We start from the raw sequence: 26,074 nt of genomic DNA, 5'->3' as shown, positions 1-26,074 counted from the left end.
CCGGCATGCGGACACCCCTGGTCGCGCCACGGGGGCGCCACCACATGGCCACTCTCCCTTCACCTTCAGGCCTGGCGGGAGTTGAGGCTCGCTGGGAAGTTCTGTCCACATGGACACCCCCAATGTCGGCATACCCGAGCAGCTCGCGGCCGGGATGAGCATGCCGGAGCAGCACGAGTACCTGCGCAGGAAGTTCTCCCGCCGCAAGGTCCTCGCCAGTTCGTTCGCCACGGCCGGCACGGTCGGCGGCATAGGCCTGCTCGCCGGGAGCTCGGGCAGCGCCCACGGCCAGGGCGCGCCGGCGTCGAGCCCGCTCGCCGCGACGTCCGCACCGTCCGCGCCCGTCAAGGTCGACGGCAAGCTGGTGGCCCCTTTCGCCCGGCATCTCGCCTTCGGGGCCGACCCGAAGACGCAGATGCGGGTCTCCTGGCAGGTGCCGTTCGCCGTCAAGTCCCCTTATCTGCGGGTGGGGTTGAAGCCCTGGGAGCTGAGCCGGAAGATCGAGGCTGAGGTGCGCGATCTGCACACCCCGTCCCTGTCGAAGAAGCTGCCCAAGGTCGAGCAGTACTACCTGCACGCGGCGCTCGACGGCCTGAAGCCCGGCACGACGTACTACTACGGCGTCGGCCACGACGGCTTCGACCCGGCGTCGCCCGAACGGATGGCGACGATCGGCTCCTTCCGCACGGCGCCCGCGACCCCGGAGAAGTTCGTCTTCACGGCCTTCGGCGACCAGGGCGTGAGCTACGACGCGCTCGCCAACGACCAGTTGATCCTGGGCCAGAACCCGTCCTTCCATCTGCACGCGGGCGACATCTGCTACGCGGACAGCACCGGGCACGGCAAGGAGTCCGACACGTACGACGCACGCGTGTGGGACACCTTCCTGGCGCAGACGGAGTCCGTGGCCAAATCGGTCCCGTGGATGGTGACGACCGGCAACCACGACATGGAGGCGTGGTACTCGCCGAACGGCTACGGCGGCCAGTCCGCCCGCTGGTCGCTCCCCGAGAACGGCTTCGACCCGAAGAACGCGCCGGGCGTCTACTCCTTCACGTACGGCAATGTCGGCGTGGTCGCGCTCGACGCGAACGATGTCTCGTACGAGATCCCCGCCAACAAGGGCTACACGGACGGCAAGCAGACCGCCTGGCTGGACAAGCGCCTGGGCGAGCTGCGGGCTGACGGGTCCGTCGACTTCATCGTGGTCTTCTTCCACCACTGCATGTACTCGACGGCGACGCACGCCTCCGACGGCGGGGTGCGCGACGCGTGGCTGGAGCTTTTCACCAAGCACCAGGTGGACCTGGTCGTGAACGGCCACAACCACGTCTACGAGCGCACGGATGCGATCAAGGGCGGCGAGGTCGGCAAGCCCGTGCCGGTCGGCGCGTCGACCGATCCGACGCGCGACGGCATCGTGTACGTCACCGCGGGCGGCGCGGGCAAGGACCTCTACGACTTCCCGGCCGGAGTGAAGGACAGCTACGAGGGCAACGTCGAGGACCGGGAATCGATCCTGTCGTTCCACTGGACGAAGTCGCGCCTTCCCGACCCGGACAGGGTGGAGTGGTCACGGGTGCGGTACACCGGCTTCTCGTTCCTCGCGGTGGAGGTGACGGCCGGTGCGAACCCGAAGCTGACGGTCTCCGCGCTCGCCGAGAGCGGAGAGCGCGTGGACCACTTCGAGGTGGTGCGCGGTAAGTAGGGACTCAGGGGCGGCGGGTGCGGGTCAGTGACCCGTCGCGCCGCCGTTGTCCCTGCGGTCGAGCGCGCGCTGCAGGGCCGCCGCGGCGTTCTTGCGCTCGGAATCGGTCGTACGGGAGGCGTGTCGGACTCGGCGTGCGGTCGTCTCGGCCATGGGAGATCCACTCCTTGAGGGAACGGTGATTACGAGACGCCGGAGGGGCGGGGAGCGTGGGAGCCACAGGGGTTGCCTGCGAGGGGCTCCGGCTCACGACCGCCATTCGCTTGATCGAGCGAGACGTTCGGCTTCTACAAAGCTAAGCGAGGACGGAGCGTCTGTCTCCACAATTACTCGGACTTCCTACTATCTGAGACGGGCTTCACTCCCGGCGCCTCATTTGGCCGCTCTGAGCTCGCGGATCAGGGCGCGGACGGCGACCGTGGCGGCCAGCTCAGGGGTGGTGACGTAGCCCACGGAACGTGACGGGCGCTCCGGACCGAGATCAGTGATCTCGATTCCGTGCGGTGCTCCGTTCAGGGAGAGCGCGGGCATGATCGCCATTCCGAGCCCCCTGCTCACCATCGAGAGCACCGCTCCGTCGTCCTCGGTGAGGACGGTCGCCTTCGGGATCCAGTCCTGCCCGGCCCACCACGCCCGGGTGTAGGAGCCGCAGTTCTCGTGCCAGTCCACCAGCGGCAGGGAGCGCGGGTCGGGATGCCCTGCCGGGTGCACCAGCGAGTAGGGCTCCTCGATGAGTACGTCGCCGATGAGCCCGGCGGGCAGGGGCGAGGTCGCCCCGATCGTCGCGATGCCCACGTCCGCGCGCCCCTCGGCGACCTCGCCCGCGGTGCCCGCGCCCAGCTCGCGGACCACGCGCACCTCCGGTTCGATGCCGGGGTGGCGGGCGGTCAGGCGCTCCAGGACCGGCGGCAGCAGATGCAGGGCCACACTGCGGAAGGCGGCGATGCGCAGCGGTCCCGTGACCGTGCCCCGCTCGGCGCCGCGGGCCTCGGCGGCCAGGGTGTCGAGGAGCCGCAGGACGCGCCGGGCGTGGGCGGCAGCGGCGGCACCGGCCGGGGTCGGCGTCGCGCCCTTCCGGCCCCGCTCGAAGAGCACCGCTCCGACTTTGCGCTCCGTCCCGCGTATGGAGTGCGAGACCGCGGACTGCGTGAGGCCGAGCGCCTTGGCCGCCGCCGAGAACCCGCGCTCGCGGTCGACGGCGACGAGGATGCGGAGCTCGTGGGGGGCGAGGTCGGTGGCGGCGGAAGCGGTGGCGGCTGCGGTCGCGTGCGCCGTTCCGGCCGCGGTCCTCGCGACTGTGTCCATCAGGGGTCCCACCTGCTTCTATGAGGGCTCTTCATGGTTCGGGCCGTTCCATGAGCGCAACCCTCTCCCCGGCCCCCGCATTCCTCCGTACGGTCACCGCCATGACCGAGACAGCGCTCACCGTGCACCAGACCGCCCGCCCCCACGGCTTCCCCACCCCCGATCACTTCGCCTCCGTCGAGTCCGCGCTGCCCGAACCCGCGCCGGGCACCGCCCTGGTGGAGAACCTGTACTGGTCGGTGGACCCCTACCACCGCGAAATGATGGACGGGGACTTCGCGCTGAACGCACCCCTGGAGGGCCGCACCCTCGGCCGCGTCACCGAGTCCCGCGACCCGGCGCTGCGCGAGGGCGACATCGTCTTCCACCGGCAGGGCTGGCGCACCCACGCCGTCGTCACCCCCGACGAGGCACGCGCCGTCCCCCGCTTCGACGGCGTACCCCTCTCCGCGCACCTGAGCATCCTCGGCGGCACGGGCCTCACCGCCTACGTCGGCCTCACCCGCATCGCCGAACTCCGCGAAGGGCAGGACCTGTTCGTCTCCGCGGCGGCCGGCGGCGTGGGCACGGCCACCGGGCGGCTCGCCCGGCTGATGGGCGCGGGGCGGCTCATCGGCAGCGCGGGCACAGCGGCGAAGGCGGCGTATCTGACGGAACACGTCGGCTACGACGAAGCCTTCGACTACCACACGGGCCCGACTGCCGAGCTGCTCGCTAAGGCGGCGCCGGGCGGCATCGACCTCTACATGGACAACGTCGGCGGCGAGCACCTCGAAGCCGCGATCTCCTCGCTGCGCGAGTACGGGCGGATCGTACGCATCGGCACGATGGCCCAGAAGAACAGCACCGACACGCCGTACGCCCTGCGCAACCTCCCCGACGTCGTCGAGAAGAGCCTGCGCATGGAGGGCTTCCTGGTCAGCAACTACCGTGAAGTACAGGAGGAGTTGAACGAGTTCGTGGTGCCGCATCTGCAGAGCGGGCGCATCGGGCTCGACGAGACCGTGGTCGAGGGCTTCGGCTCCATCGTGGACGCGTTCCTAGGGATGCTGCGCGGCGAGAACCGGGGCAAGATCATCGTCCGCGCGAAGGGAGCGGCGGTGTGACGGCCGGGGCCGGCGCCCGGACGAACCATGGTCAGCGGGACCGCATCAGCGGGTCCGCAACGGCTCGTGCGCGCCGTGCAGGACGGCGGTGACCACGTCGTCCAGGGTCAGGTGCGTGCCGCGCGCGAACGCCGCCTCGTAGCCCTGGTCGCCGAGGCCCTCGCGGGCGAGGCCGACGGCCGTGGCGTGCGGTGCGTTGAAGTACGTGGAGCCGAAGAGGGGCAGGCCGACCCGCTGCCAGATCCGGTGTGCCGCGCCGTGCAGGACGGCGGCCTGGTCGCAGTGGCCGAGGGAGGCCCGGAGCAGGGCGATGACCTCCAGGGGCAGCACGACGCCGACGAGGTCGCCGAACTCATGGTTGATCCGGAGGCACTCCCTGGCAAGGCGGGCCGCCTCGTCGCCCCGGCCCTCGGCCCAGGCGGCGAAGGCGAGCACGTAGAGGGCGTACGCCTTGGCCCAGCGCTCGCCGTGCTCCTCGCAAGTGGCACGGGCCTCCTCGCAGAGGCCGACGGCCGTTTGCAGGTCGCCCTGGAACGCGAGCGCCATGGCCAGTTCGACGCGGGCCATCATGACGTTGCTGTTGAGTTCGCCGAGCTCGGCGTAGCAGGTCAGGGCCGCCCTGAAGTACCGCTCCGCCATGGCGTGTTCGTCCCGCATCAACGCGGCGCAGCCCAGGCGGTGGGTGGAGTACGCGTACGCGGTGTCGTCGTCGCCGCGCAGCGCTCCGGAGCGGCAGCCGTCGAGCATGGCCGCGGCGGCCCGCGCGTCACCCTGGAGGATGGCGACATAGCCGCCCACCCAGAGCGCCTTGAGCCGTGCGCGGCTGAGTCCGCCCGCCGCGGCGAGCGCACGGTCGAGCCAGTAGCGGCCGTCGCCGAGGAGTCCGCATCCGACCCAGTAGAACCAGAGCGTGCCCGCGAGCCGCGCGCCGGCCGTCCCCTGGCCGGGCGTGGACAGGGCGAAGTCGAGCGCGGCGACGAGCTGTGTGTGCTCGCGCCGGGTGGCGTGGAAGACCGCGGCCTGGCCGGGCCCGAACCAGTTGGCCTCGCCCCGCTCGGCGAAGCCCTGGCACCAGGCGAGGTGGCGAACCCGCCCGGGCAGTTCCTCGCCGAGCCGCCGCAGCCACTCGACGCCGTACGCGCGCACGGTGTCGAGCTGCCGGAAGCGCACGCCGTGGGCGCCCTCTTCCCGGACGAGCAGGGACTTGGCGACGAGCCCGGCCAGCAGGCGCCCGATGCCGGTCCGCTCCAGGGTTTCGTCGGAGCACACCTCCTCGGCGGCCTCCTGCGAGAAGCTGCCGGCGAAGACGGACAGGCGGGCCCAGAGCAACCGCTCGGCGGGCGGGCAGAGTTCGTGGCTCCAGCCGATCGTCGTCCGCAGCGTGCTGTGCCGGGTGGTGTGACCCGGCCCATCGGCGCGCAGCTGGAAGCGGTCGTCGAGGCGGCCGGGGAGGTCGCCGAGCCGTTCGTCGCCGAGCCGTTCGTCGCCGAGCCGCCCGGCGGCGAGTTCGATGGCCAGGGGGATGCCGTCGAGGCGGGCGCAGATGCGCTCCACCATGGGCCTGTTCCCTGCGGTGAGCGCGAAGTCGGGGCGCACGGAGCGGGCGCGCTGTGCGAAGAGCTGCACCGCGTCGGCCGTGACGGACATCGGCTCGACGGCGAAGACCTGTTCGCCCAGGATGCCGATGGGCTGCCTGCTGGTGGCCAGGATGTGCAGTCCGGGGGCCGCGTACAGCAGTGTCGTGGTCAGTTCCGCGCAGGCGTCGACGAGGTGTTCGCAGGTGTCGAGGATGAGCAGCAGGTGCTTGTCGGCGAGGTGTTCGGCCAGGACCTCGCGCTGGGGTCTGGCCGTGTGGTCGGTGACGCGCAGAGCTGTGGCGACCGCGTGCACGAGGAGCTCGCCGTCCTGGAGGCCGGAGAGCCCGACGAACCAGACTCCGTCGCGGAACTCGTCCGCGACGTCGGCGGCGGCGCGCAGCGCGGTGCGCGTCTTGCCGACCCCGCCGAGCCCGGTCACGGTCACCGTCCGGGAGCGTGTGCAGAGCTGTCGCAGCAGGGTGAGTTCGCGGCGGCGGCCGACGAAAGGGGTGTGTTCCGCAGGCAGGTTGCCGGCCACGGTCACCTCTTCTTCCCGGGAAGCGCGGATTGCGCCGGACCTGATCTGGTCGACATCAGATACGGAGCGACCGCGTACTTCCTGAATGCGCTTGTTCGGAATGTGCTCGAATATCTCCGAAATCAACCAGCAAGAGAGCGGCATCGTCCATCTGCCGGCCCTTGGTGTGCCGCGCCAGGTCGGCGGCGAGCGCGTCGAGGAATATCGCCGGGTCCTCGTCGTAGAAATCCACCGCCCGTTCCGCCAGCGGATAGAACTCGTCCGCCGGGTCGCGCGCCTCGGTGACCCCGTCGGTGTAGAGCAGCAGCCGGTCGCCCCCGGCGAGCAGCACCGAGCTGGCCCGGCACCACTCGTCCTGCAGCCCGAACAGACCGAGCGGGGGCGAGGGCGGCAGGGCGTCCACGAACGTGGCGCGGCGCGCGCGGATCAGCAGCGGCGGCGGGTGCCCGCAGCAGACCATCTCCATGCTGCCCTCGCCGTCGGTCAGGCCGAGCAGCAGCGCGGTGACGAAGTCCTCACTGCTCTCCCGGTGCGCGAGGGCCGCGTCCATCCGCTGGGCGACCATGGGCAACCTGGCCTCGCACTGGGCCAGTTCGCGGAAGGCGCCGAGGGCGTCCATGGCAGTACCGACCGCCGCCATCCCCTTGCCCATGACGTCGCCCATGATCATCCGTACGCCGAAGGGCGTGCTCACGACGTCGTAGATGTCCCCGCCGATCTGGGCCCCGGGCTCCGCCGCGACATATCTGACCTCCGTGCGCAGCCCGCCGACCCGGCTCGGCAGCGGCCTCAGCACGCCTTCCTGGAGGGTCCGCGCCACCGTCCGCAGCGCGCAGATGGCGCGGGCCTGGCGGTGGAGGACCACGGTGGCGAGACCGACCACAATGAACGGCGGCGCCAGGCAGGGAGTACCGGGGGAATCGCCGGCGAATTTCCAGGCGAAACCGAGGGACATGACCGTGGCGCCCAGGCACACCACAAGGACCCGAACATTTTCCGAAGGAATCTTCATGGCTGTGCCAGCTCTGTTCACCGGAGGCGTCCCAGGGATTTTAGGGCACGCGACGGCACGGCACACGAGCCTTTGGCATATTCGAATTACGTCGAACTCCCGCGCTTCCCTCGGACCGGAATTCGGTCACATGCCCATTCCGCCGTCGACCGGAAGTCCCGCCCCGGTGATGAATCGGGCGGCGTCGGACGCGAGGAAGACCACGGCGTCGGCCACGTCGGCGACCTCGCCGAGCCGCCCGAGCGGGGTCAGGCCGATGACGTCCCCGACGGCTGCCTCCGCACTGGGCCAGAGCCCCAGGGTCTCCATGTCCTGGGCGAGGCGGGCCCCCATCGCGGTGGGAACGAGCCCCGGGTAGACGCAGTTGACGCGTACGCCGTAGCCGAGCTTGCCGGACTCCAGGGTGGCCACCCGGGTCAGCCGGTCGACCGCGGACTTCGTCGCCGCGTAGCCCGCGATGCCCGGGAAAGGGATCGTCGCGGCCACCGACGACACGTTGACGACCGCGCCGCCCCGCCCTGCCGGGCCGCCGGGGCGCATCGCGCGGAAGGCGTGCTTGGTGCCGAGCGCGACGCCGAGCACGTTCACGTCCAGCATCCTGCGGATGTCCCGCGGGTCGAGGTCGACGACCAGGCCGGAGATCTCGACACCGGCGTTGTTGACGACGATGTCCAGACCGCCGAGCTCGTCCACGGCACGGGTGACGGCCGACTCCCAGCCCGCGTCGTCGGTCACGTCGAGCGGGACGAACGCCGCGGTGCCGCCCGCCTTCTTCAGCGCGTCGGCGGTGGCCCGGCCCACGCCCTCCTGAATGTCGGCGACGGCGACCGCGGCGCCGGCTCGGACGAGAGCCTCGGCCATCCCCGCGCCGAGCCCCTGCGCTCCCCCGGTCACCAGGGCCTTGCGCCCCTTCAAGTCGTACATGTTCACGGGGGTCTCCTCCTGCGGGCGACTGCTGCGACGGCGCCGCGCGCGTCCGCCCTGCCGGGCGGGTCGCGTGACGTGGGTCGCACGATAGGAGTCGTCAGGTCTCCCCGGCGGTCATCGCGACGGCAACTCCCGCGAGGTGGCGGAGAGTTGGTAAAGTGCGGCCGTTTACCGTCGGCCGTCCCCGGCGGCGGCAGCGGAGGTGGAGCCCCCGCAACCGCCCGCCGAGGACTGCGGCGTCACAGAATGTCGCCGTCGCGCCAGTCGAAGAGCAGCTCATATGAGGGGTCCAGATCCGCGCCCCACAGCAGCGGCGCTTCCTCATCCGGCAGCGGGGCAACGCCCTCCGGGCCGAGGACGGCGACCGTGCCCTTCCACTCCTGCCAGCCGCGCGAGAGGTAGAGCCGCTGTCCCTCGTCGGAGGCCGACAGCGCACCCAGGGCGTACGCCCGGTCGATCACCCGCTCCAGGGCGCCCATCACCTGCCCGCCGAGGCCGGTCCGCTGCCGGTCGGGGCGGACGGCGACCGCTTCGACGTAACCGACGCGCAGCGAACGGCCGTTGTGCAGGATCCGGCGCTGGACCACCGACCCGTGCGCGAGGAGGAGCCCGGAGTCGTCGCACACGAGGGCGTGGACGCCACCGAGTCCGTGATCCCAGTCCGCGTCACTGAAGTCCCCGTCGAACGCCTCGTCCATCAGGGCGCGGGCGGCGCGGAGTTCGGTGGGGTCGAGATCGCAGGTATGGGCCGTACGCAACGTGGTCACGCCCCCACCGTACTCAGGCCACATCTGAGTACGCACGCCGATTTGCCGGGGGCCGGGCGGCGGCAGAGTCGGTGCCATGAACGGCCTTTACGCTCTCAAGCCCTGGTACGCGGACCGGTTGTCCGGCGTACGCGGCGCGCTCGCCCGCCGCGAGGTGTCGCCCGACACCCTCACCGTGGCGGGTGTGCTCTGCGCGGCGGGCGCGGCGGCGGCACTCGCGTGGCTGCCGGTGCCGATCGCGGCGCTGCCGGTGGCCGTGCTGCTCGCGGCACGGCTCGCGTTCGCGAACCTCGACGGCGCGCTGGCCCGCGACACGGGCCGCACGACGCGCCGCGGCGCGCTCCTGAACGAACTGGGTGACCGGGCGGCAGACCTGGCCATGCTGGCGGGCTTCCTGACGTTGGCCCCCCTATGGCTGGTGACAACGGCGGGCCTCGCGGCGACGCTCCCTTCCTGGGTATCACTCGCGGGCACAGCAGCGGGCGCGCCCCGCCTGAACGGGGGCCCGATCGGCAAGACGGAGCGCTGCGCCCTGGTGGTCCTGGCGGCGGCTACCGGGTGGGCCGTGCCGGTGCTCGTGGTGATCACCGCGGGTTCGGTGCTGACGGCGGGGCTTCGACTCGCGGGGCTGTGGCGGGAGTTGGGCCTGGCTCAGCTGGAGGGCGAGCGATGAGCGCCGCGGTCGTCACCGGGGAGGTCGCGGGGCGCGCCCTGCCGGTCGTTGGCGGGGTGCTCGGCGCGGGATCGGCCCCGACGGCGGACCTGGCCACCGCACACCTGCGACCGAAACCCGCCACCGCTTCGGCTCCCCTGGGGGAGCCGACGATGAGCGCCGCTTTCATCGCCGGGGAAGCCGCGGGGCGAGCTGTGCCCCCGGTCGCCGGAGCGCTCGGCGCGGGACTGACCCCGATGGCGAGGCTGCCCCTCGCACACCCCCAGCCGGAACCACCCACGGCTGCCGCTCCCCCGAGGGAGCCGACGATGGGCGCCGGGGAAGGCGCCGAGCGGGCCGTGCCCGTGGTCGCCGGAGCGCTCGGCGCGGGATCAGCCCCGACGGCGGCCCTGGCCACCGCACACCTGCGGCCGAAACCCGCCACCGCTTCGGCTCCCCTTAGGAGCCGACGATGAGCGCCGCTTTCATCGCCGGGGAAGTCGCCGGGCGCGCCCTGCCCGTGGTCGCCGGAGTGCTCGGTGTTGGTGGCGTGGCTGTCGTCGCGTTGCCCTCTCGGGTGCGGATGCGGGGTGAGCTGCGTAAGCGGTGGCGGACCTGGGCGCTGGCCGCGCCGCTCTTTCTCGGGGCGTTCTTCCTTGGCCGGGCGGGGGCGTTCGCGCTCGCGGCCGGGCTCGGAGTGGTCGCCGTGGGTGAGTACGCGCGGATGGCGGGGTTGCCCCGGGGAGAGCGGGCCGTGCTCGCGGTGTCCGCTGTGGCGGTGCCTGGCATCGCCTGGGCCGCGCCCGGTGCCCTTGATCTGCGGGCGGCCGGCGTGCTGCTCGTTGCCGCCGCCGGGGTGGCCCTCTTCTCCGGGGACTCCGCGCAGGGCTTCACTCGGGCGAGCCGGACCGTGTTCGGGCTGCTCTGGATTCCCGTCTCGCTGAGCGGGCTCGTGCTGCTCGGCGACACCGCCGTCGCGGTGGGCGTCGCGGTGGCGTTCGGGGACGTGGGGGCTTGGTGCGGGGGCACGGCGCTCGGCCGCAGGGGGCTTCTCGCCCGGCCGCTGTCTCCCCTCTCCCCCAACAAAACCTGGGCGGGAGTCATGGGCGCCACCGCCGCGACCGCCGCCGCGCTGGCCGCGGTCGGCGCGTTCTCCCTGGTGCTGTGGGCCGCGGTACTCGTCGGCTGCGTACTCGGGGATCTCCTGGAGTCGATGGTCAAGCGCGAGGCGGGTGTGAAGGACGCGGGGAGCTGGCTGCCGGGGTTCGGTGGTCTGCTCGACCGGATCGATTCGTTGTTGGTCGCGCTGTTGCTGACGATGGTGGTGACGCTGTGAGGGTGCGTACGAGGACTCGTTCGGCCTGGCTCTGCCGCAACCTGCGGCGGGTCTTCCCCCAGCGGGGCTCCGCCCCAGACCCCACCGGCCAAACGCAGGCTGAGCCGAAATCTCCTGGTCGGATGCTGAATTACGTCGGTGCCGGGCGGAGGAGTCAGACCGGGCCGGCGGAGTATTCAGCCCGTCCGGCGTTTGAGGACGAACTCGGCGGAGCCGGTGACAGACGGCGGCCGAAGCCGGGCGCAGCCCTGCGCCGTGCCCTCTGGTGGACCCTGCTCACCCTCACCGGAGGTGTCGAGCGGCGCGGTCAACTCCCGCCCGGTGGCTGCGTGGTCGTGGCCAACCACTCGTCCCACGCGGACACCGCCGCCCTCCTCGCGGCGCTGGACGCCCGCCACGCGCCCGCGATAGGCGCCGCCGCCGACTACTGGTTCGCCTCCCCCTGGCGGAAGCGGATCTGCAGCCGCCTCGCCGCGGGGTTCCCCGTGCGCCGTACCGGAGGCGGCATGGACGACCTGCTGTCCCGGGCGGACGCCCTGCGCGCGGGCGCGGCCGTGGTCCTCTTCCCGGAGGGCACCCGCGCCAAGGACGGAGAACTGGGCACCTTCCACAAAGGCGCCCTGATCCTCGCCCGGCAGGCGGACGTACCCATCGTGCCGGTCTCCATCGACGGCACCGCCCGCCTCCTGCCCAAGCACGGCAAGCTCCGCCCCACCCTGGTGCGGGTCCGCATCGGAGCCCCGCTGCCCCCGGACACCACCCCGGAGGCGGCACGGGACGCGGTGGCGGAACTTCATCGGCGTACGGCGCGAGAGCCTCTCAAGGACTCCGTCACGCGCAGGCGGACCGCCACTGTCATCGGCTCCCGCTGGGGCCTCGCGGCAGGCTTCCTCTGGGCCTTCGCGGAGGCGCTGAGCTGGCCCCTCATGCCGGAGCTGTTCCTGGGGATCGCCTGCGTGGCGCTGCCGCGCCGGACCCTGAAGCTGTCCCTCACGGCGCTCGCGGGCAGCCTGGCAGGCGGCCTCCTGGCCCTCCAACTGGCCGCTTCCGGCGTGCAGTTGCCGCACCCGCTGACCACCGACCGGATGCGAGCCGAGGTACGCGCCGAACTCGCCACCGAAGGCGCGGCGGCCGTACGCCACCAGCCCTGGAACGGCATCCCCTTCAAGGTGTACGCACGCGAGGCGGGCCTCGCCGACATCGCGCCGCGGGACTGGCTGGCCCACTCGGCGCTCTCCCGCGGCTCCCGCACCCTCACGGTGGGCCTCGCCTTCGGGGCCTTCGGATTCCTCGTGCACAGACTCCGGCGGTTCTACGGGCTGTATCTGGCCCTCCTGGGTGGCGGATTCACGATCGGGCTCTCATTGATCGTGACGGGATGGAGCTGACCGGGGCACACTCGTGAGCATGGCTGACGAGACCGCAGAACGGCCCTGGACCCCCATCCACGGCGAGCCCTACCGCTCCGTTCCCTACCGCCCCGAGCGCATGCCCGAGGCCCAATCCCTGGCGCAGGCCGCCGAGTTGCGGGAGCGGATGCAGGGGCGTCGTACGGTACGGCAGTTCGCTCCCGACCCCGTGCCCCCGCAGGTCGTGCGCGACGCCATCGCGTGCGCGGCCACCGCCCCGTCCGGCGCGCACCAGCAGCCGTGGACGTTCGTCCTCGTCCAGGATCCGGAGGTGCGCCGCCGCATCCGTGAGGCCGCCGAGCACGAGGAGCGCGTCTCGTACGACGGGCGCCTCGGCGAGGAGTGGCTGGCGGCCCTGCGCCCGCTCGGCACGGACGAGGTGAAGCCGCATCTGACGGACGCGCCCGCGCTCGTCGTCGTCTTCCAGCAGCGGTACTGGCTCGGCGAGGACGGCACCAAGCACAAGCACTACTACGTGGACGAGTCGGTCGGCATCGCGGTGGGGATGCTGCTGTCCGCACTGCACCTTTCGGGCCTCGCCGCGCTGATCCACACACCGAGCCCGATGCGGTTCCTTTCGCAGGTGCTCGGCCGCCCGGAGAACGAGAAGGCGTTCGCGGTGATCCCCGTCGGTTATCCGGCACCGGACTGCCAAGTCCCGGACCTCGTACGGAAATCGCTGGATCAGGTACTCGTGGAGGTCTGAGCGGACACCAACTCCCGGTCGAGAGCCGGGTAGTCCGTGTAGCCCTCCGCCCCGTGCGTGTAGAGGTGCGCCGCGTCGATCTCCTGGAGCGGCGCGCCCATCGCGAACCTCTGCGGCAGGTCGGGGTTGGAGATGAAGGCCCGCCCGTACGAGACGAGGTCGGCCAGGCCCTCGGCGAGGACCGCCTCACCCGCCTCGCGCGTCGTCGGGTCGCCGTTCTCGCCGACGTTGGCGATGAGGGTGCCGTGCCAGTGGGGGCGCAGGTCGGTGAGGGCCGGGTAGTTGTCGTTGTCGGTGAGGTGGAGGTAGGCGAGGCCGAGACCGTCGAGCTCGTCCAGGAGGGCGCGGTAGACAGGGCCCGGGTCCGCCTCCGCCATCTCGAACTGCGGGTTGCCCGGCGAGAGGCGCAGGCCGAGCCGCTGAGCACCGATGGCGTCGGCGACGGCGCGTACGACCTCGACGGCGAAGCGGATGCGGTCGGCGATCGAGTTGCGGCCGTACTCGTCGTCGCGGAAGTTGGTGTTGTCGGCGAGGAACTGGTGGATCAAGTAGCTGTTGGCGCCGTGCAGTTCGACTCCGTCGAAGCCCGCGGCGATGGCGTTGCGCGCCGCGGTCGCGTGGTCGCGCACCGCGGCGTGGATCTCTTCGCGGGTCATGGCGCGCGGAACGACCGGATCGGCCTTGCGTCCGCCGCTCACGTGCACACGGCCCGGGACGAGCACGGCGGACGGCCCCGCGGGCAGATCACCGTCGATCCGGGCCAAGGGGTGGCCCTTGCGGCCGCCGTGCATGAGCTGGGCGTAGATCCGGCCACCGGCGTCGTGCACCGCCTCGGTCACCGCGCGCCAGCCCGCGATGTGGGCCGGGGTCTCCAGACCCGGGATCCGCCAGTCGCTCTGGCCGCTGCTCGTGGGCCAGATCCCCTCGGTGACGATGAGGCCCGCGCTCGCGCGCTGGGCGTAGTGGTCGGCGACCACGGGCAGCGGGGTGCCGTCGTCGGTGGCGCGGTGGCGGCTCATGGGGGCCATGACGATGCGGTTGGGGAGGTGGCCGATGCGGGGTGCGGAATACGGTGCGAGAAGCGATGTGTTCGTCATGCCGGAACGGTAGAAGCTGACACCGGTGTCAGATTCAAGTCCGGAGGTACGTCAAGTGCGGAGGTACGCGTGACATGAGGATCGGCGAGCTGGCGAAGCGTACCGCTGTGAGCGAGCGGTCCCTGCGCTACTACGAGAAGCAGGGCCTGCTGCACGCGGACCGCACGGCGGGCGGCCACCGCGACTACCCGGAGTCGGCGGTCGACCGGGTCGTCCACATCCAGGAGCTGTTCGCGGCGGGCCTGTGCAGCGCGAAGATCGTGCAGCTGCTGCCGTGCATGCGGGACAAGGACGGCGGCCCGTCGGAGAAGGCCACGCCGTGGCTGGTGGACGAGCTGACCGAGGAGCGGGCCAGGATCGACCGCCAGGTGGCGGACCTGCTGCGGGCGCGGGAGGTCCTGAACGAAGTGATCACGGCGGCGACGGGCGCGAGCCGCTGACCCCCCACCGACTTTCCTAACCCCTCTAACTCTTCAACGCACGTTGACCAGTTAGGCATGCACGTGCTCTACTCACCTCATCGCAACCACCAAAATGCACTTGAGGGGTTAGAGATGAGCAACTCGCCGCAGGCCCGCACCCACCACCGCTCGACCACCGTCCGCGGCCACGAGATCTTCTACCGCGAGGCGGGCCCCGCCGACGCCCCGGTCCTCCTCCTGCTGCACGGCTTCCCCAGCAGCTCCCACATGTTCCGCGACCTCATCCCGCGCCTCGCCCACCGCTACCGCGTCATCGCCCCGGACCACATCGGCTTCGGCCGCTCCGCCGCCCCGTCCGCACAGGACTTCACGTACACCTTCGCCGAACTCGCCGACATCACCGCCGAGTTCACCGAGCAGCTGGGCCTGACCCGCTTCGCGCTCTACGTCCAGGACTACGGCGCCCCCATCGGCCTGCGCCTCGCGCTCGCGCACCCCGAGCGCGTCACCGCGATCGTCACGCAGAACGGCAACGCGTACGAGGAGGGCCTCGGCACCGAGGCGTGGGCGCCCGTCTTCGCGTACATCGGCGACCCGAACGAGAAGACCGCCGCGCCCGTACGGGAGATCCGCTCCCTGGAAGGCATCAAGTGGCAGTACACGCACGGGGTTCCTGACCAGAGCCTGCTGAACCCCGACGCCTGGCACCACGACGCCGCGCTGATGGCCCGCGAAGGCCAGGACGGGATCCAGCTCTCCCTGATCGGCGACTACGGCAGCAACATCGATCTGTACCCCGGCTTCCAGGAGTACTTCCGCACCTCACAGGTCCCGCTGCTCGCGGCCTGGGGCGCCCACGACCAGATCTTCGTGCCGCAGGGCGCGCTCGCCTTCCTGCGTGATCTGCCGGAGGCCGAAGTCCACTTGCTGCCCGCCGGGCACTTCGCCCTGGAGACGCACGCCGCGCAGATCGGCGGGCTCATCGACGACTTCCTGACCCGGCGCCTGCCCTGAACCGGGAAACAACACCGCCTCCGACCGGGGTGGGGCCCAGGTCGGAGGCGGGGTTCAGGGAGGGGCACGAAGGCCCCGGAGGGACTAGCCCATGTGCGGGTAGTTGTAGTCCGTCGGCGGGACCAGCGTCTCCTTGATGGCGCGGGTCAGCGTCCAGCGCTGCAGGTTCTGCGGGGCGCCCGCCTTGTCGTTGGTGCCGGACGCGCGGCCGCCGCCGAAGGGCTGCTGGCCGACGACGGCGCCGGTCGACTTGTCGTTGATGTAGAAGTTGCCCGCCGCGTAGCGGAGCTTCTCCATCGTGTACGCGGCCGCGGCGCGGTCGCCCGAGATGACCGAACCCGTCAGGGCGTAGTCCGAAGCCGACTCCATCTGGGTCAGCATCTCCTCGTACTTGTCGTCCTCGTAGACGTGGATCGCCAGGAACGGGCCGAAGTACTCGGTCGTGAAGACCTCGTTGGCCGGGTCCGAGCACTCGACGACGGTCGGACGGACGAAGTAGCCGACCGAGTCGTCGTACGTGCCGCCCGCGACGATCGTGCAGGTGTCGTCCGCCTTGGCGCGGTCGATGGCCGCCTTGTTCTTGGCGAACGCGCGCTCGTCGATGACCGCTCCGATGAAGTTGGAGAGGTCCGTGACGTCGCCCATCTTGATGCCGTCGACCTCGGCCGCGAACTCCTCCTTGAAGCCGGAGTTCCAGATCGAGGCGGGGACGTACGCACGCGACGAGGCGGAGCACTTCTGGCCCTGGAACTCGAAGGAGCCACGGGTCAGGGCCGTCTTGAGGACGGCGCGGTCGGCGCTGGGGTGCGCGACGACGAAGTCCTTGCCGCCGGTCTCGCCGACCAGGCGCGGGTAGGTGCGGTAGTTGGCGATGTTCTCGCCGACCGTCTTCCACAGGTGCTGGAAGGTCGGGGTCGAGCCGGTGAAGTGGATGCCCGCCAGGTCGCGGTGGGTCAGGGCCACCTCGGAGACGGCCTTGCCGTCACCGGTCACCAGGTTGATGACGCCCTTGGGCAGGCCCGCCTCCTCCAGGAGCTGCATGAGCAGCACGGCGGCGTGGGTCTGCGTCGGGGACGGCTTCCACACGACCACGTTGCCCATGAGGGCCGGGGCGGTGGGGAGGTTGCCCGCGATCGCCGTGAAGTTGAACGGCGTGATCGCGTAGACGAAGCCCTCCAGCGGGCGGTGGTCCAGGCGGTTCCAGACGCCGGTCGAGTTCGCCGGGGGCTGCTCGGCGAGCAGGTCACGGGCGTACTTGACGTTGAAGCGCCAGAAGTCGATCAGCTCACAGGGAGTGTCGATCTCGGCCTGCTGGGCGGTCTTCGACTGGCCGAGCATCGTGGAGGCGGCCATGGTCTCGCGCCACGTCGTGGAGAGCAGCTCGGCGGCGCGCAGGATGATCGCGGCGCGGTCGTCGAAGGCCATCGCGCGCCACGCCGGGGCGGCGGCGAGCGCGGCGTCGATCGCGTCCTGGGCGTCCTGCTGCGTGGCGCCGCGGCCGGTGCCGATGACGGACTTGTGGTTGTGCGGCTGCACGACCTGGAAGGGCTCACCGCCACCGAGGCGCTTGACGCCACCGATGGTCATCGGCAGCTCGATGGGGTTCTCGGAGAGCTCCTTGAGCTTGGTCTCGAGGCGGGCACGCTCCGGGGAACCGGGGGCGTAGCCGTGCACCGGCTCGTTGACCGGCGCGGGGACCTGGGTCACAGCGTCCATGAGTCCTTATCTCCTTAAGGGGGGTCGGGGGTAAGGGAGCTCAGCCCTTGGTGAGGATGGAGCGGGCGAAGAAGAGCAGGTTGGCCGGCTTCTCCGCGAGGCGGCGCATGAAGTATCCGTACCAGTCGGTGCCGTAGGCGGTGTAGACGCGCATCCGGTGGCCCTCGGCCGCGAGCCGCAGGTGCTCGTCGCTGCGGATGCCGTACAGCATCTGGAACTCGTACTCATCCAGTTTGCGCCCCGCACGCCGCGCGAGCTCCTGCGCGATGGAGATCAGGCGCGGGTCGTGGGACCCGATCATCGGGTACCCGTCGCCCTCCATCAGGATGCGCATGATGCGGACGTACGCCTTGTCGATCTCCGCCTTGTCCTGGTACGCGACCTCGGCGGGCTCCTTGTAGGCGCCCTTCACGATGCGTACGCGGCTGCCGGCGGCGGCCAGGCGGCGGGCGTCGTCCTCGGTGCGGAAGAGGTAGGACTGGATGACGCAGCCGGTCTGCGGGAAGTCCTTCCGCAGCTCCTCGTGGATGGCGAACATCGAGTCGAGGGTGGTGTGGTCCTCGGCGTCCAGAGTGACCGTGGTGCCGATCGCGGCGGCGGCGCGGACGACCGGGCGGACGTTGGCGAGGGCGAGCTCGTGGCCGCCCTCCAGCGCCTGGCCGAACATGGAGAGCTTGATGGACATCTCGGCCTTCGTGCCGAGGCCCAGGTCCTTGAGGCGCTCGACGAGCTCCAGGTAGGCGTCGCGCGCGGCGGCGGCCTGCTCGGGCGTGGTGATGTCCTCGCCGACGACGTCGAGGGTGACCTCGAGGCCCTTGTCGGCGGCGTCCGTGATGATCGGCACGACCTGGTCGACCGTCTCACCGGCGATGAAGCGGGCGACGACCTGCTTGGTGCCCGGGGCCGCCGATACGAAACGGCGCATCTGGTCGCTGCGCGACGCGGCGAGGATCACGGGACCCAGCACGGGCACCTCCACGGAGAGTAGAACGGGGCCGTACCTGGATATGCGTAACGAACCGGTACGGCACGGAGAACCACCGTGAAACTTAAGGATCCCTCCGATCCGGGGCCATCGACAGCTGTCACGCATCCGTGCCCTGGATCTCAGACATCTGTCTGAAGGCGGGGGCGAACTACGTCAGAATGGACAGCGTGAAAGGCGATTACCAGGAACTGGTCGACGAGATCTCAGCCCTGCTCGGCGCGCCCGCGACACTGGAGAACCGCGATTTCGAGCTGATCGCCTTCGGCGCGCACGACAGCGGCGACAGCGACTTCGACGCGGCGGCCCTGGACCCGGTGCGCACCCGCTCGATCCTCACGCGCCGCTCCACGGCCGGGGTGCGCACCTGGTTCGAGAGCTTCGGGATCACCCGCGCCACGACCCCGGTCCGCATTCCGCCCACTCCGGAGGCGGGCGTCTACCGCGGGCGGATCTGCCTTCCCGTACGGCATCGGGGGTTCGCCCTGGGGTACGTATGGCTGCTCGACGACGATCCCGGGCCCACGGAGGCGCAGCTGACCGCCGCCATGGAGGTCGCGGCCCGCATCGGCGCGCTGCTCGCGGACGAGGTGCAGGCGGGCGCCGATCTGACCCGGGAGTTCCGGGCCGTCCTGACCGCCGAGCGCGGCTGGCAGCGGGACATGGCCGTGGCCGATCTGCGCACGGCGCTGGGCCCGCGCGGCGAGGGCCTGCACGCGGTCGTCTGCCTCGCCCCGTGGCCCTCCGCCGACCCCGACTCCGCCCCCTCGGTCCGTACGGTGCAGGGGGCGACCGCCCTGTGCACGGTGCCGTGGGGCACGGCGGGCCAGAGCCTCGCGATCCTGGTCCGGCTGCGTTCGCCCGACGTACCCACCCCGGCGGTGTCGGCGGCCACGCGGCTCCTGGAGTCCGCGAAGGGTGCCGCGGCGGGGATCGCGAACCCCCGGCACGGCCTGGACGAGCTGGGCGCCGCCTGGTGGGAGGCGTCGACGGCGGCCCGCGCGGCCCGCGCCGAACCCCGTTTCGCCCCCGTGGCCCAGTGGTCGGAGGTGGGCCCCTACCGCCTCCTGACCTCGCTGCCCCCGGAAGCGGCGGAGGACCCGGCAGCTCGCGCCCTGCTCTCCCCCGCCCATCGCGAACTCGCCCGCACCGCGGAGGTGTTCCTCGACTGCGCGGGCCAAGCGGGGCGCACGGCCGCGGAGTTGGGGATCCACCGCCAGACGCTCTACTACCGCCTCTCGCGCGTGGAGCAGCTCACGGGCCTCGACCTGGACGACGGCGAGGACCGGCTGCTGCTGCACATGATCCTGAAAGCGTCACGACTGTAAGGGCACGGCTACAGAAGGCGGCTGGCGTGATCATGACGGGATAACGTCTCCCCCGACCACTCACGTAACTCCACAGGGGAGAACGAACAACCGATGAAATTCAAGCTGTTGGGACCCGCCGTCGCCGCTGCCGCCCTCGTCGGCACCACCCTCACCGGCGGCATCGCCGTGGCGCAGACGCCCTCCGCGCCGGTGTCCGCCGCCGCGGCTCCCAGCTGCCTCAACGGCCTCACGAACGTGCCCGCCAAGCAGACCGTGAAGGTGCGCACCCACGCGAAGGTGAACGCCACCGCCAAGGGTCAGTGGAACAAGGGCAAGAAGGGCTTCCTCTGCAACGACGGCAAGTCGATCACGGGACAGAAGTACACCCTCTGCGGCAAGACGAGCACCAAGTGGCAGTACGGCATCACGAACGGCACGAACGTGAAGGGCTACGTCCCCGAGGCGTGCCTCAAGTGGGGCATCGGCGCCTGATCTGAAGGCATCTCCACAGGTGGTGCGGGTGGCGCGACGCCGCCCGCACCACTGGCGTTTCAGGCCTCCGACGCCCGCCCCATCGCACGCTTCATGCCCTCGGTGAGCTGCTCGGCGCTGGTCGCCGAATCCGGGTCGAAGAGCCACTGGACCATCAGGCCGTTGAGCAGCGTCGTATAGAAGCGGCCCTCCGTCTCCACCACGTCGTCCGGAATGACGCTCTCCTCGATTCCGGTGAACACCGCCGCGAGCCCGCTGCGCCCTTCCCGCTGCGCCTTGACCAGGAGCTCGCGGACTCCGGCGAGTCGCTCGCCCCGCGTGATGACCTCGAAGGTCAGCATCCAGATGGAGCGGGACTGGGGGAACGTGCGCAGGACGTTCTGCCAGACCTCCTCGAACCGCTCCAGCGAGCCGCCCTTCGTGGCGCTCTCTTTGCCGGGAGCGTCGTCGAAGCCGTCGCCCGCCTTCTCGACGAGCGCGACGAACGCCTCCACGAGCAGCGCGTCCTTCGAGCCGTAGTGGTACCCGATCGACGCCAGGTTGGTCCCCGACTCCTTCACGATGTCGCGGGCCGTCGTGCTCATGAAGCCCTTCTCCAGCAGACAGCGCTTGGCGCCTTCGAGCAGATCATCACGGTGTCCCATGCGGGCCAGCCTACTCCCGATCCATACGACCGTCCCATACACACGTCTTACACAGTCGTACTAGACAAGCGTTTAAGACGCTCGTACAGTCCTCGGCATGACGAACTCGACGCACGAACAAGCAAGAAATTCGGCGGTCCCGGAGCGCGCGGGCCGCAAGGAGTGGACCGCTCTCGCCGTCCTGATGCTGCCGCTGCTCCTGGTCTCGATGGACGTCTCCGTCCTCTACTTCGCGGTCCCCGCGGTCAGTGCCGACCTGGAGCCGAGCGGCACCCAGCAGCTGTGGATCTTCGACATCTACGCGTTCGTGCTCGCGGGACTGCTCATGACGATGGGGTCGCTCGGCGACCGCATCGGCCGCCGCAAGCTGCTCATGTTCGGCGCGGCGGCCTTCGGCGCGGCCTCCCTGACCGCCGCATACGCCAACAGCGCCGAGCTGCTCATCGCCGCCCGCGCGGTCCTCGGCATCGGCGGGGCGACCCTGATGCCGTCCACGATGGCCCTCGTCCGCACGATGTTCCGCGACGCCGGACAGCGCGCGAAGGCGATCGGCGTCTGGTCCGGCGTGATGGTCGCGGGCATCGCCCTCGGCTCGGTGATGAGCGGCATCCTCGTCGAGTACTTCTGGTGGGGCTCGGTCTTCCTGGTCAACCTGCCCGCGATGGTGATGCTCCTGGTCCTCGCGCCGGTCCTCATCCCGGAGTTCAAGGACCCGGCGCCGGGCCGCTTCGACCTGCTGAGCGTGCCGCTGTCCATGGCCGCCGTACTGCCCGCCGTCTACGGCATCAAGGAGATAGCCGCCGAGGGCCTGGAGACCACGTACGTGGCTTCGCTCGCCGTCGGTCTCGTCTTCGCCGCCCTCTTCGTCCACCGCCAGCGCACCACGGAGTCCCCGCTGATCTCCCCCGCGCTGTTCCGCGGCCGGGGCTTCGCCCCCGCGGTCCTCCTGAACCTCATCTCCACGCTGGCGATGATGGGTTCGGCCTACTTCACCACGCAGTATCTGCAGTCCGTCCTCGGCAAGAGCGCCTTGGAGGCCGCGCTGTGGGCGCTGCTCCCCTCCGTACTCATCGGCTTCGCCGCCCCGGTCGCCACGGCCCTGGTGCAGCGGGGCATCAACCGCGCGCACGTCGTCTCGGCCGGCTTCGTCATCTCGGCCTGCGGGTACGGCCTGCTGACCCTGACCGGCACGGACTCGATGTGGACGGTGCTCACCGCCGCCGGGCTCCTCGCCTGCGGCGCCGTGGTCGTCGGCTCACAACTCACCGACCTCGCCCTCGGTTCGGCCCCGGCGGAGAAGGCGGGCTCCGCATCCTCGCTCCTGGAGACGGGCCAGGAGTTCGGCGGCGCGCTCGGCATGGCGCTGCTCGGCTCCATCGGCAACGCGGTCTACCGCGACGGGATCCCGGACGCGGCCCCGGCAGAGGCCCACGAGACACTCGGCGGCGCGCTGGCGGTGGCGCGGGAGATGCCGGACAAGGCGGCTTCCGCGCTGACCGCCGCCGCCCGGGAGGCATTCACCAGCGGCATGCATGCCGCTGCGCTCGCGGGGGCGACGCTGCTGGTCGCGTCGGCGGTACTTGCGGCGGTGACGCTGCGGCGGTCCGAGCTCGCACAGCAAACGCCGGAGGAGCTGGAGAGTGTCTCCAGCCCGTCCGGCGTTTGAGGACGAACGCGGCGCAGCCGGTGATGACGGCGCCCGAGGCTCTGGAGCCCTAGTCCGTGAGGTTCACCGCGCGAGCGGACTCCGCACCGATCTCCTCGGCCAGTTCGTTGAGCACCGCCTGCGGCACGGTGTCGTCCACCGTGAGGACGGCGAGCGCCTCCCCGCCGACGTCGGCGCGAGCGACCTGCATGCCGCCGATGTTGATGCCCGCCTCGCCGAGGACACGGCCGACGGTGCCGACGACACCGGGACGGTCCGCGTACCGCAGGACGACCATGTGCTCGGCGAGCGCCAGGTCCACGTCGTACCCGCCGATGGCGACGATCTTCTGCAGGTGCTTGGGACCGGCCAGCGTGCCGGAGACCGAGATCTCCTCGCCGCCGGTCAGCGTGCCGCGCACCGTCACGACGTTGCGGTGGTCCGGGGACTCCGAGCTGGTGGTGAGGCGGACCTCGACGCCACGCTCCTGGGCGAAGAGAGGCGCGTTCACGTAACTCACGGTCTCGTCGACGACGTCCTCGAACACGCCCTTGAGCGCGGACAGTTCGAGCACCTTCACGTCGTGCTGGGTGATCTCGCCGTACACCTCGACGTCGAGGCGGGCCGCCACCTCGCTCGCGAGGGCGGTGAAGATCCGGCCGAGCTTCTCGGCGAGCGGCAGACCGGGACGCACGTCCTCGGCGATGACGCCGCCCTGGACGTTCACGGCGTCCGGGACCAGCTCGCCCGCGAGCGCGAGGCGCACGGACTTCGCGACGGAAACGCCGGCCTTCTCCTGCGCCTCGTCCGTCGAGGCGCCGAGGTGCGGCGTGCAGACGACCTGGTCGAACTGGAAGAGCGGGGAGTCCGTGCAGGGCTCCTTCGCGTACACATCCAGACCGGCGCCCGCGACGCGGCCTTCCTTGAGCGCCGAGTACAGCGCCTCCTCGTCGACGATCCCGCCGCGCGCGGCGTTCACGATGCGGACGGCGGGCTTGACCTTGTGCAGGGCCTCGTCGCCGATCAGACCGACCGTCTCGGGGGTCTTGGGCAGGTGCACGGTGATGAAGTCCGAGACCTCGAGCAGCTCGTCGAGCGTGAGGACCTTGACGCCCATCTGCGCGGCACGCGCGGGCTGTACGTACGGGTCGTACGCGACGACCTTCATACCGAAGGCGCTCATGCGCTGGGCGACCAGGGCACCGATGCGGCCGAGGCCCACGACACCGAGGGTCTTCTCGGCCAGCTCGACGCCGGTGTACTTCGAACGCTTCCACTCACCGGCCTTGAGCGCCTGGCTGCCCTGGGGGATGTTGCGGGCGGTGGCGATGAGCAGGCCACAGGCGAGCTCGGCTGCGGTGACGATGTTCGAGGTGGGGGCGTTCACCACCATCACGCCGGCCTTGGTGGCGGCCGACACGTCCACGTTGTCCAGACCGACGCCCGCGCGGGCGACGACCTTCAGCTTCTTGGCGGCCGCGATGGCCTCGGCGTCGACCTTGGTCGCGGAGCGGACCAGAATCGCGTCGACGTCGGCGATGGCGGGCAGCAGCTCGGCGCGGTCCGCGCCGTTGCACTGACGGATCTCGAAGTCCGGGCCCAAGGCGTCGACAGTGGCGGGCGACAGCTCTTCAGCGATGAGTACGACCGGTTTGCCGTTGGCAGCAGTGCTCACGTGAGTCCTCACAAGTCCAATGCGGACGGCCGTCCCGACGGCCGCATGCGGGTGGAGGGGAGCGGCACCGGGGAGGGGCGGGTGCGATCCCGTGTCGTTCGGTGCGTGCTCTCGGCGTGCCGGACGAAGGTCCTCGTAGCGGAGCTACTTGGGCCTTTGGCCGGTGCGGCGAGAGTGCGTGCCGGGCGGCTCGGGGACGTGCCTGCCCCTCCTCGGTGTCGCTCAGCCGCGTGGAAGACGCACGACGCTGTGGGCCTGACGCGTTTGTTGAAAGCAGTGTAGTGGCGCGGCGGAGGCCGTCTTACGCCTCCGCGGAAGGATCACTCGTCCGTGGCTGGACGAGGTGGACAACGCCGGAGGGAGATCACTCCCTCCGGCGCTTCCGGAATGCCTCAGGCCTCTTCGTTCACCCACGACATGAGCTTGCGCAGCTCCTTGCCGGTGGTCTCCAGGAGGTGGTTCTCGTCCTGGGTCTTGTACTCGTTGTACTTCTTCAGACCGCCGTGGTACTCGTCCATCCACTGCTTGGCGAAGGTGCCGTCTTGGATCTCGGCGAGGACCTTCTTCATCTCGGCCTTGGTGGCGTCCGTGATGATGCGCGGTCCGGTGACGTAGTCGCCCCACTCGGCGGTCTCGGAGATCGACCAGCGCATCTTCTCCAGGCCGCCCTCGTACATGAGGTCCACGATGAGCTTCAGCTCGTGCAGGCACTCGAAGTACGCGATCTCCGGCTGGTAGCCGGCCTCGGTCAGCGTCTCGAAGCCCGCCTTCACCAGCGCCGCGGTGCCACCGCAGAGCACGGCCTGCTCGCCGAACAGGTCGGTCTCGGTCTCCTCGGTGAAGGTCGTCTTGATGACGCCCGCACGCGTGCCGCCGATGCCCTTGGCGTACGAGAGTGCCAGCGCGAAGCCGTTGCCGGTCGCGTCCTGCTCGACGGCCGCGATGCACGGAACGCCGCGGCCCTCCTCGTACTGACGGCGGACCAGGTGGCCCGGGCCCTTCGGGGCGACCATGCAGACGTCGACGCCCTCGGGGGCCTTGATGAAGCCGAAGCGGATGTTCAGGCCGTGGCCGAAGAACAGCGCGTCGCCGTCCTTGAGGTTGTCCTTGATGGACTCCTCGTAGACCTGGGCCTGGATCGGGTCCGGCACCAGGATCATGATGACGTCGGCCTCGGCGGCGGCCTCCGAGGGAGTCACCACGCGCAGGCCCTGCTCCTCGGCCTTGGCCTTGGACTTGGAGCCCTCGTGCAGACCGACGCGGACGTCGACACCCGAGTCACGGAGCGACAGCGCGTGGGCGTGGCCCTGGCTGCCGTATCCGATGACCGCGACCTTGCGGCCCTGGATGATGGACAGGTCGGCGTCGTCGTCGTAGAACAGCTCGGCCACTGGAAATCTCCTATGTGTGCTGGTGTTGCGACCCACCGTACGGCGGGCGGGGGGAAGAAAGTTTTCAGGTCTCGCCATACGGGCGGGACCGGTGACGCGTTCCGGCCGGTTCAGGCCGAGCGGTCGAGCGCGCGCAGGCTGCGGTCGGTGATGGAGCGGGAGCCGCGGCCGATCGCGATGGTGCCGGACTGGACGAGCTCCTTGATGCCGAAGGGCTCCAGCATCTTGAGCATCGCCTCCAGCTTGTCGCTGGATCCGGTGGCCTCGATGGTGACCGCCTCGGGCGAGACGTCCACGGTCTTGGCGCGGAACAGCTGGACGATCTCGACGATCTGCGAGCGCGTCTCGTTGTCGGCGCGGACCTTGGCGAGGACCAGTTCACGCGCCACCGCGCCGGCCGGCTCCAGTTCGACGATCTTCAGGACGTTGACGAGCTTGTTGAGCTGCTTGGTGACCTGTTCGAGCGGCAGGTCCTCGACGTTCACGACGATGGTGATGCGTGAGATGTCGGGGTGCTCGGTGACGCCCACGGCGAGGGAGTCGATGTTGAAGCCGCGGCGCGAGAACAGGGCGGTGATCCGGGCGAGGACACCGGGCTTGTTCTCGACCAGGACGGAGAGCGTGTGCTTGGTGGACATGA

General features: G+C 70.7%; 24 protein-coding genes. 11 read left to right on the top strand and 13 right to left on the bottom strand.

Features of this window, described 5'->3' with window-relative positions:
* The first annotated feature begins 109 nt into the window (after window positions 1-109).
* Window positions 110-1,708, top strand: coding sequence for a purple acid phosphatase family protein (locus ACWGI2_RS35300; RefSeq protein WP_453699929.1), 1,599 nt, complete (start codon window positions 110-112; stop codon window positions 1,706-1,708).
* A gap of 24 nt (window positions 1,709-1,732) precedes the next feature.
* Here ACWGI2_RS35300 and ACWGI2_RS35295 read toward each other — a convergent pair whose 3' ends face one another.
* Together ACWGI2_RS35295 and ACWGI2_RS35290 are read right to left on the bottom strand one after the other, a co-directional pair.
* Window positions 1,733-1,861: a hypothetical protein gene (locus ACWGI2_RS35295; protein ID WP_272902839.1), complete on the bottom strand. Its 129-nt coding sequence runs from the start codon at window positions 1,859-1,861 to the stop codon at window positions 1,733-1,735.
* 219 nt (window positions 1,862-2,080) lie between these two features.
* Window positions 2,081-3,013: a LysR family transcriptional regulator gene (locus tag ACWGI2_RS35290; protein ID WP_453699928.1), complete on the bottom strand. Its 933-nt coding sequence runs from the start codon at window positions 3,011-3,013 to the stop codon at window positions 2,081-2,083.
* Window positions 3,014-3,114: 101 nt separating this feature from the next.
* On the opposite strand from ACWGI2_RS35290, the gene ACWGI2_RS35285 reads away from it, so the two are divergent.
* Window positions 3,115-4,119, top strand: a complete 1,005-nt coding sequence (locus ACWGI2_RS35285; RefSeq protein WP_453699927.1) for an NADP-dependent oxidoreductase — start codon at window positions 3,115-3,117, stop codon at window positions 4,117-4,119.
* A 45-nt stretch (window positions 4,120-4,164) separates the two neighbouring features.
* Here ACWGI2_RS35285 and ACWGI2_RS35280 read toward each other — a convergent pair whose 3' ends face one another.
* The 4 genes from ACWGI2_RS35280 to ACWGI2_RS35265 form a co-directional block, all read right to left on the bottom strand.
* Window positions 4,165-6,234 (bottom strand): ATP-binding protein, encoded by a 2,070-nt coding sequence (locus ACWGI2_RS35280; protein ID WP_453699925.1) that lies wholly within the window; start codon window positions 6,232-6,234, stop codon window positions 4,165-4,167.
* 55 nt (window positions 6,235-6,289) lie between these two features.
* Entirely contained in the window at window positions 6,290-7,246 is a 957-nt protein-coding gene (locus ACWGI2_RS35275) for a PP2C family protein-serine/threonine phosphatase (RefSeq protein WP_453699923.1), read from the bottom strand.
* Window positions 7,247-7,372: 126 nt separating this feature from the next.
* Entirely contained in the window at window positions 7,373-8,170 is a 798-nt protein-coding gene (locus tag ACWGI2_RS35270) for an SDR family NAD(P)-dependent oxidoreductase (protein ID WP_453700118.1), read from the bottom strand.
* A 242-nt stretch (window positions 8,171-8,412) separates the two neighbouring features.
* Entirely contained in the window at window positions 8,413-8,964 is a 552-nt protein-coding gene (locus ACWGI2_RS35265) for a GNAT family N-acetyltransferase (RefSeq protein ID WP_453700117.1), read from the bottom strand.
* Window positions 8,965-9,016: 52 nt separating this feature from the next.
* Here ACWGI2_RS35265 and ACWGI2_RS35260 point away from each other — a divergent pair, with 52 nt between their 5' ends.
* The 4 genes from ACWGI2_RS35260 (at window position 9,017) to ACWGI2_RS35245 (ending at window position 13,043) form a co-directional block, all read left to right on the top strand.
* Complete coding sequence (locus ACWGI2_RS35260) at window positions 9,017-9,613, top strand: CDP-alcohol phosphatidyltransferase family protein (RefSeq protein WP_453699922.1); 597 nt, start codon at window positions 9,017-9,019, stop codon at window positions 9,611-9,613.
* 451 nt (window positions 9,614-10,064) lie between these two features.
* Window positions 10,065-10,928: a phosphatidate cytidylyltransferase gene (locus tag ACWGI2_RS35255; RefSeq protein ID WP_453699920.1), complete on the top strand. Its 864-nt coding sequence runs from the start codon at window positions 10,065-10,067 to the stop codon at window positions 10,926-10,928.
* A gap of 122 nt (window positions 10,929-11,050) precedes the next feature.
* Window positions 11,051-12,316, top strand: coding sequence for a lysophospholipid acyltransferase family protein (locus ACWGI2_RS35250; RefSeq protein ID WP_453699919.1), 1,266 nt, complete (start codon window positions 11,051-11,053; stop codon window positions 12,314-12,316).
* Between the two features lie 19 nt (window positions 12,317-12,335).
* Window positions 12,336-13,043 carry a nitroreductase family protein gene (locus tag ACWGI2_RS35245; RefSeq protein ID WP_453699917.1) on the top strand — a complete coding sequence of 236 codons (708 nt, stop codon included), beginning with the start codon at window positions 12,336-12,338 and terminating at the stop codon, window positions 13,041-13,043.
* On the opposite strand, the gene ACWGI2_RS35240 is transcribed toward ACWGI2_RS35245, so the two are convergent.
* Window positions 13,022-14,140, bottom strand: coding sequence for an alkene reductase (locus ACWGI2_RS35240; RefSeq protein ID WP_453699916.1), 1,119 nt, complete (start codon window positions 14,138-14,140; stop codon window positions 13,022-13,024). The two genes, ACWGI2_RS35245 and ACWGI2_RS35240, sit on opposite strands and share 22 nt — an antisense overlap.
* A 74-nt stretch (window positions 14,141-14,214) precedes the next feature.
* Between ACWGI2_RS35240 and ACWGI2_RS35235 the strand changes: the two genes are divergently transcribed.
* On the top strand, window positions 14,215-14,580 hold the full coding sequence (locus ACWGI2_RS35235) for a MerR family transcriptional regulator (protein WP_453699915.1): 366 nt from the start codon (window positions 14,215-14,217) through the stop codon (window positions 14,578-14,580).
* 114 nt (window positions 14,581-14,694) lie between these two features.
* Window positions 14,695-15,576: an alpha/beta fold hydrolase gene (locus ACWGI2_RS35230; RefSeq protein ID WP_453699914.1), complete on the top strand. Its 882-nt coding sequence runs from the start codon at window positions 14,695-14,697 to the stop codon at window positions 15,574-15,576.
* Window positions 15,577-15,660: 84 nt separating this feature from the next.
* Here the strand turns inward: ACWGI2_RS35230 and pruA are convergent, their stop codons facing one another.
* Window positions 15,661-17,292, bottom strand: coding sequence for an L-glutamate gamma-semialdehyde dehydrogenase (gene pruA / locus ACWGI2_RS35225; RefSeq protein WP_453699913.1), 1,632 nt, complete (start codon window positions 17,290-17,292; stop codon window positions 15,661-15,663).
* 40 nt (window positions 17,293-17,332) lie between these two features.
* Complete coding sequence (locus tag ACWGI2_RS35220) at window positions 17,333-18,259, bottom strand: proline dehydrogenase family protein (RefSeq protein WP_453398084.1); 927 nt, start codon at window positions 18,257-18,259, stop codon at window positions 17,333-17,335.
* A gap of 179 nt (window positions 18,260-18,438) precedes the next feature.
* Between ACWGI2_RS35220 and ACWGI2_RS35215 the strand changes: the two genes are divergently transcribed.
* Window positions 18,439-19,605, top strand: a complete 1,167-nt coding sequence (locus ACWGI2_RS35215; protein ID WP_453699911.1) for a PucR family transcriptional regulator — start codon at window positions 18,439-18,441, stop codon at window positions 19,603-19,605.
* Window positions 19,606-19,698: 93 nt separating this feature from the next.
* Window positions 19,699-20,079, top strand: a complete 381-nt coding sequence (locus ACWGI2_RS35210; protein WP_344522952.1) for a hypothetical protein — start codon at window positions 19,699-19,701, stop codon at window positions 20,077-20,079.
* 59 nt (window positions 20,080-20,138) lie between these two features.
* Here the strand turns inward: ACWGI2_RS35210 and ACWGI2_RS35205 are convergent, their stop codons facing one another.
* On the bottom strand, window positions 20,139-20,723 hold the full coding sequence (locus ACWGI2_RS35205) for a TetR/AcrR family transcriptional regulator (protein ID WP_453699910.1): 585 nt from the start codon (window positions 20,721-20,723) through the stop codon (window positions 20,139-20,141).
* Window positions 20,724-20,820: 97 nt separating this feature from the next.
* Between ACWGI2_RS35205 and ACWGI2_RS35200 the strand changes: the two genes are divergently transcribed.
* On the top strand, window positions 20,821-22,389 hold the full coding sequence (locus ACWGI2_RS35200; RefSeq protein WP_453699908.1) for an MFS transporter: 1,569 nt from the start codon (window positions 20,821-20,823) through the stop codon (window positions 22,387-22,389).
* A gap of 49 nt (window positions 22,390-22,438) precedes the next feature.
* Here ACWGI2_RS35200 and serA read toward each other — a convergent pair whose 3' ends face one another.
* From serA to ilvN, 3 genes are all read right to left on the bottom strand, one after another.
* The gene (gene serA / locus ACWGI2_RS35195; protein ID WP_453398080.1) at window positions 22,439-24,043 is read right to left on the bottom strand and encodes a phosphoglycerate dehydrogenase; all 1,605 of its coding nucleotides are present in this window, start codon (window positions 24,041-24,043) and stop codon (window positions 22,439-22,441) included.
* A 392-nt stretch (window positions 24,044-24,435) separates the two neighbouring features.
* Window positions 24,436-25,434, bottom strand: a complete 999-nt coding sequence (gene ilvC, locus ACWGI2_RS35190; RefSeq protein WP_453699906.1) for a ketol-acid reductoisomerase — start codon at window positions 25,432-25,434, stop codon at window positions 24,436-24,438.
* 110 nt (window positions 25,435-25,544) lie between these two features.
* Entirely contained in the window at window positions 25,545-26,072 is a 528-nt protein-coding gene (gene ilvN / locus ACWGI2_RS35185; RefSeq protein ID WP_160507374.1) for an acetolactate synthase small subunit, read from the bottom strand.
* Window positions 26,073-26,074 lie beyond the last annotated feature (2 nt).

The sequence above is a fragment of the Streptomyces sp. NPDC054866 genome (assembly GCF_053610745.1).
This window is presented reverse-complemented; position numbering and strand designations above follow the sequence as displayed.

Bases quoted from the DNA above. Each gene is read 5' to 3' on its own strand.
- ACWGI2_RS35300 (WP_453699929.1), top strand. From the start codon at position 110: ATGGACACCCCCAATGTCGGCATACCCGAGCAGCTCGCGGCCGGGATG.
- ACWGI2_RS35295 (WP_272902839.1), bottom strand. From the start codon at position 1,861: ATGGCCGAGACGACCGCACGCCGAGTCCGACACGCCTCCCGTACGACC.
- ACWGI2_RS35290 (WP_453699928.1), bottom strand. From the start codon at position 3,013: ATGGACACAGTCGCGAGGACCGCGGCCGGAACGGCGCACGCGACCGCA.
- ACWGI2_RS35285 (WP_453699927.1), top strand. From the start codon at position 3,115: ATGACCGAGACAGCGCTCACCGTGCACCAGACCGCCCGCCCCCACGGC.
- ACWGI2_RS35275 (WP_453699923.1), bottom strand. From the start codon at position 7,246: ATGAAGATTCCTTCGGAAAATGTTCGGGTCCTTGTGGTGTGCCTGGGC.
- ACWGI2_RS35270 (WP_453700118.1), bottom strand. From the start codon at position 8,170: ATGTACGACTTGAAGGGGCGCAAGGCCCTGGTGACCGGGGGAGCGCAG.
- ACWGI2_RS35265 (WP_453700117.1), bottom strand. From the start codon at position 8,964: ATGTGGCCTGAGTACGGTGGGGGCGTGACCACGTTGCGTACGGCCCAT.
- ACWGI2_RS35260 (WP_453699922.1), top strand. From the start codon at position 9,017: ATGAACGGCCTTTACGCTCTCAAGCCCTGGTACGCGGACCGGTTGTCC.
- ACWGI2_RS35255 (WP_453699920.1), top strand. From the start codon at position 10,065: ATGAGCGCCGCTTTCATCGCCGGGGAAGTCGCCGGGCGCGCCCTGCCC.
- ACWGI2_RS35250 (WP_453699919.1), top strand. From the start codon at position 11,051: ATGCTGAATTACGTCGGTGCCGGGCGGAGGAGTCAGACCGGGCCGGCG.
- ACWGI2_RS35245 (WP_453699917.1), top strand. From the start codon at position 12,336: ATGGCTGACGAGACCGCAGAACGGCCCTGGACCCCCATCCACGGCGAG.
- ACWGI2_RS35240 (WP_453699916.1), bottom strand. From the start codon at position 14,140: ATGACGAACACATCGCTTCTCGCACCGTATTCCGCACCCCGCATCGGC.
- ACWGI2_RS35235 (WP_453699915.1), top strand. From the start codon at position 14,215: ATGAGGATCGGCGAGCTGGCGAAGCGTACCGCTGTGAGCGAGCGGTCC.
- ACWGI2_RS35230 (WP_453699914.1), top strand. From the start codon at position 14,695: ATGAGCAACTCGCCGCAGGCCCGCACCCACCACCGCTCGACCACCGTC.
- pruA (WP_453699913.1), bottom strand. From the start codon at position 17,292: ATGGACGCTGTGACCCAGGTCCCCGCGCCGGTCAACGAGCCGGTGCAC.
- ACWGI2_RS35215 (WP_453699911.1), top strand. From the start codon at position 18,439: ATGGACAGCGTGAAAGGCGATTACCAGGAACTGGTCGACGAGATCTCA.
- ACWGI2_RS35210 (WP_344522952.1), top strand. From the start codon at position 19,699: ATGAAATTCAAGCTGTTGGGACCCGCCGTCGCCGCTGCCGCCCTCGTC.
- ACWGI2_RS35205 (WP_453699910.1), bottom strand. From the start codon at position 20,723: ATGGGACACCGTGATGATCTGCTCGAAGGCGCCAAGCGCTGTCTGCTG.
- ACWGI2_RS35200 (WP_453699908.1), top strand. From the start codon at position 20,821: ATGACGAACTCGACGCACGAACAAGCAAGAAATTCGGCGGTCCCGGAG.
- ilvN (WP_160507374.1), bottom strand. From the start codon at position 26,072: ATGTCCACCAAGCACACGCTCTCCGTCCTGGTCGAGAACAAGCCCGGT.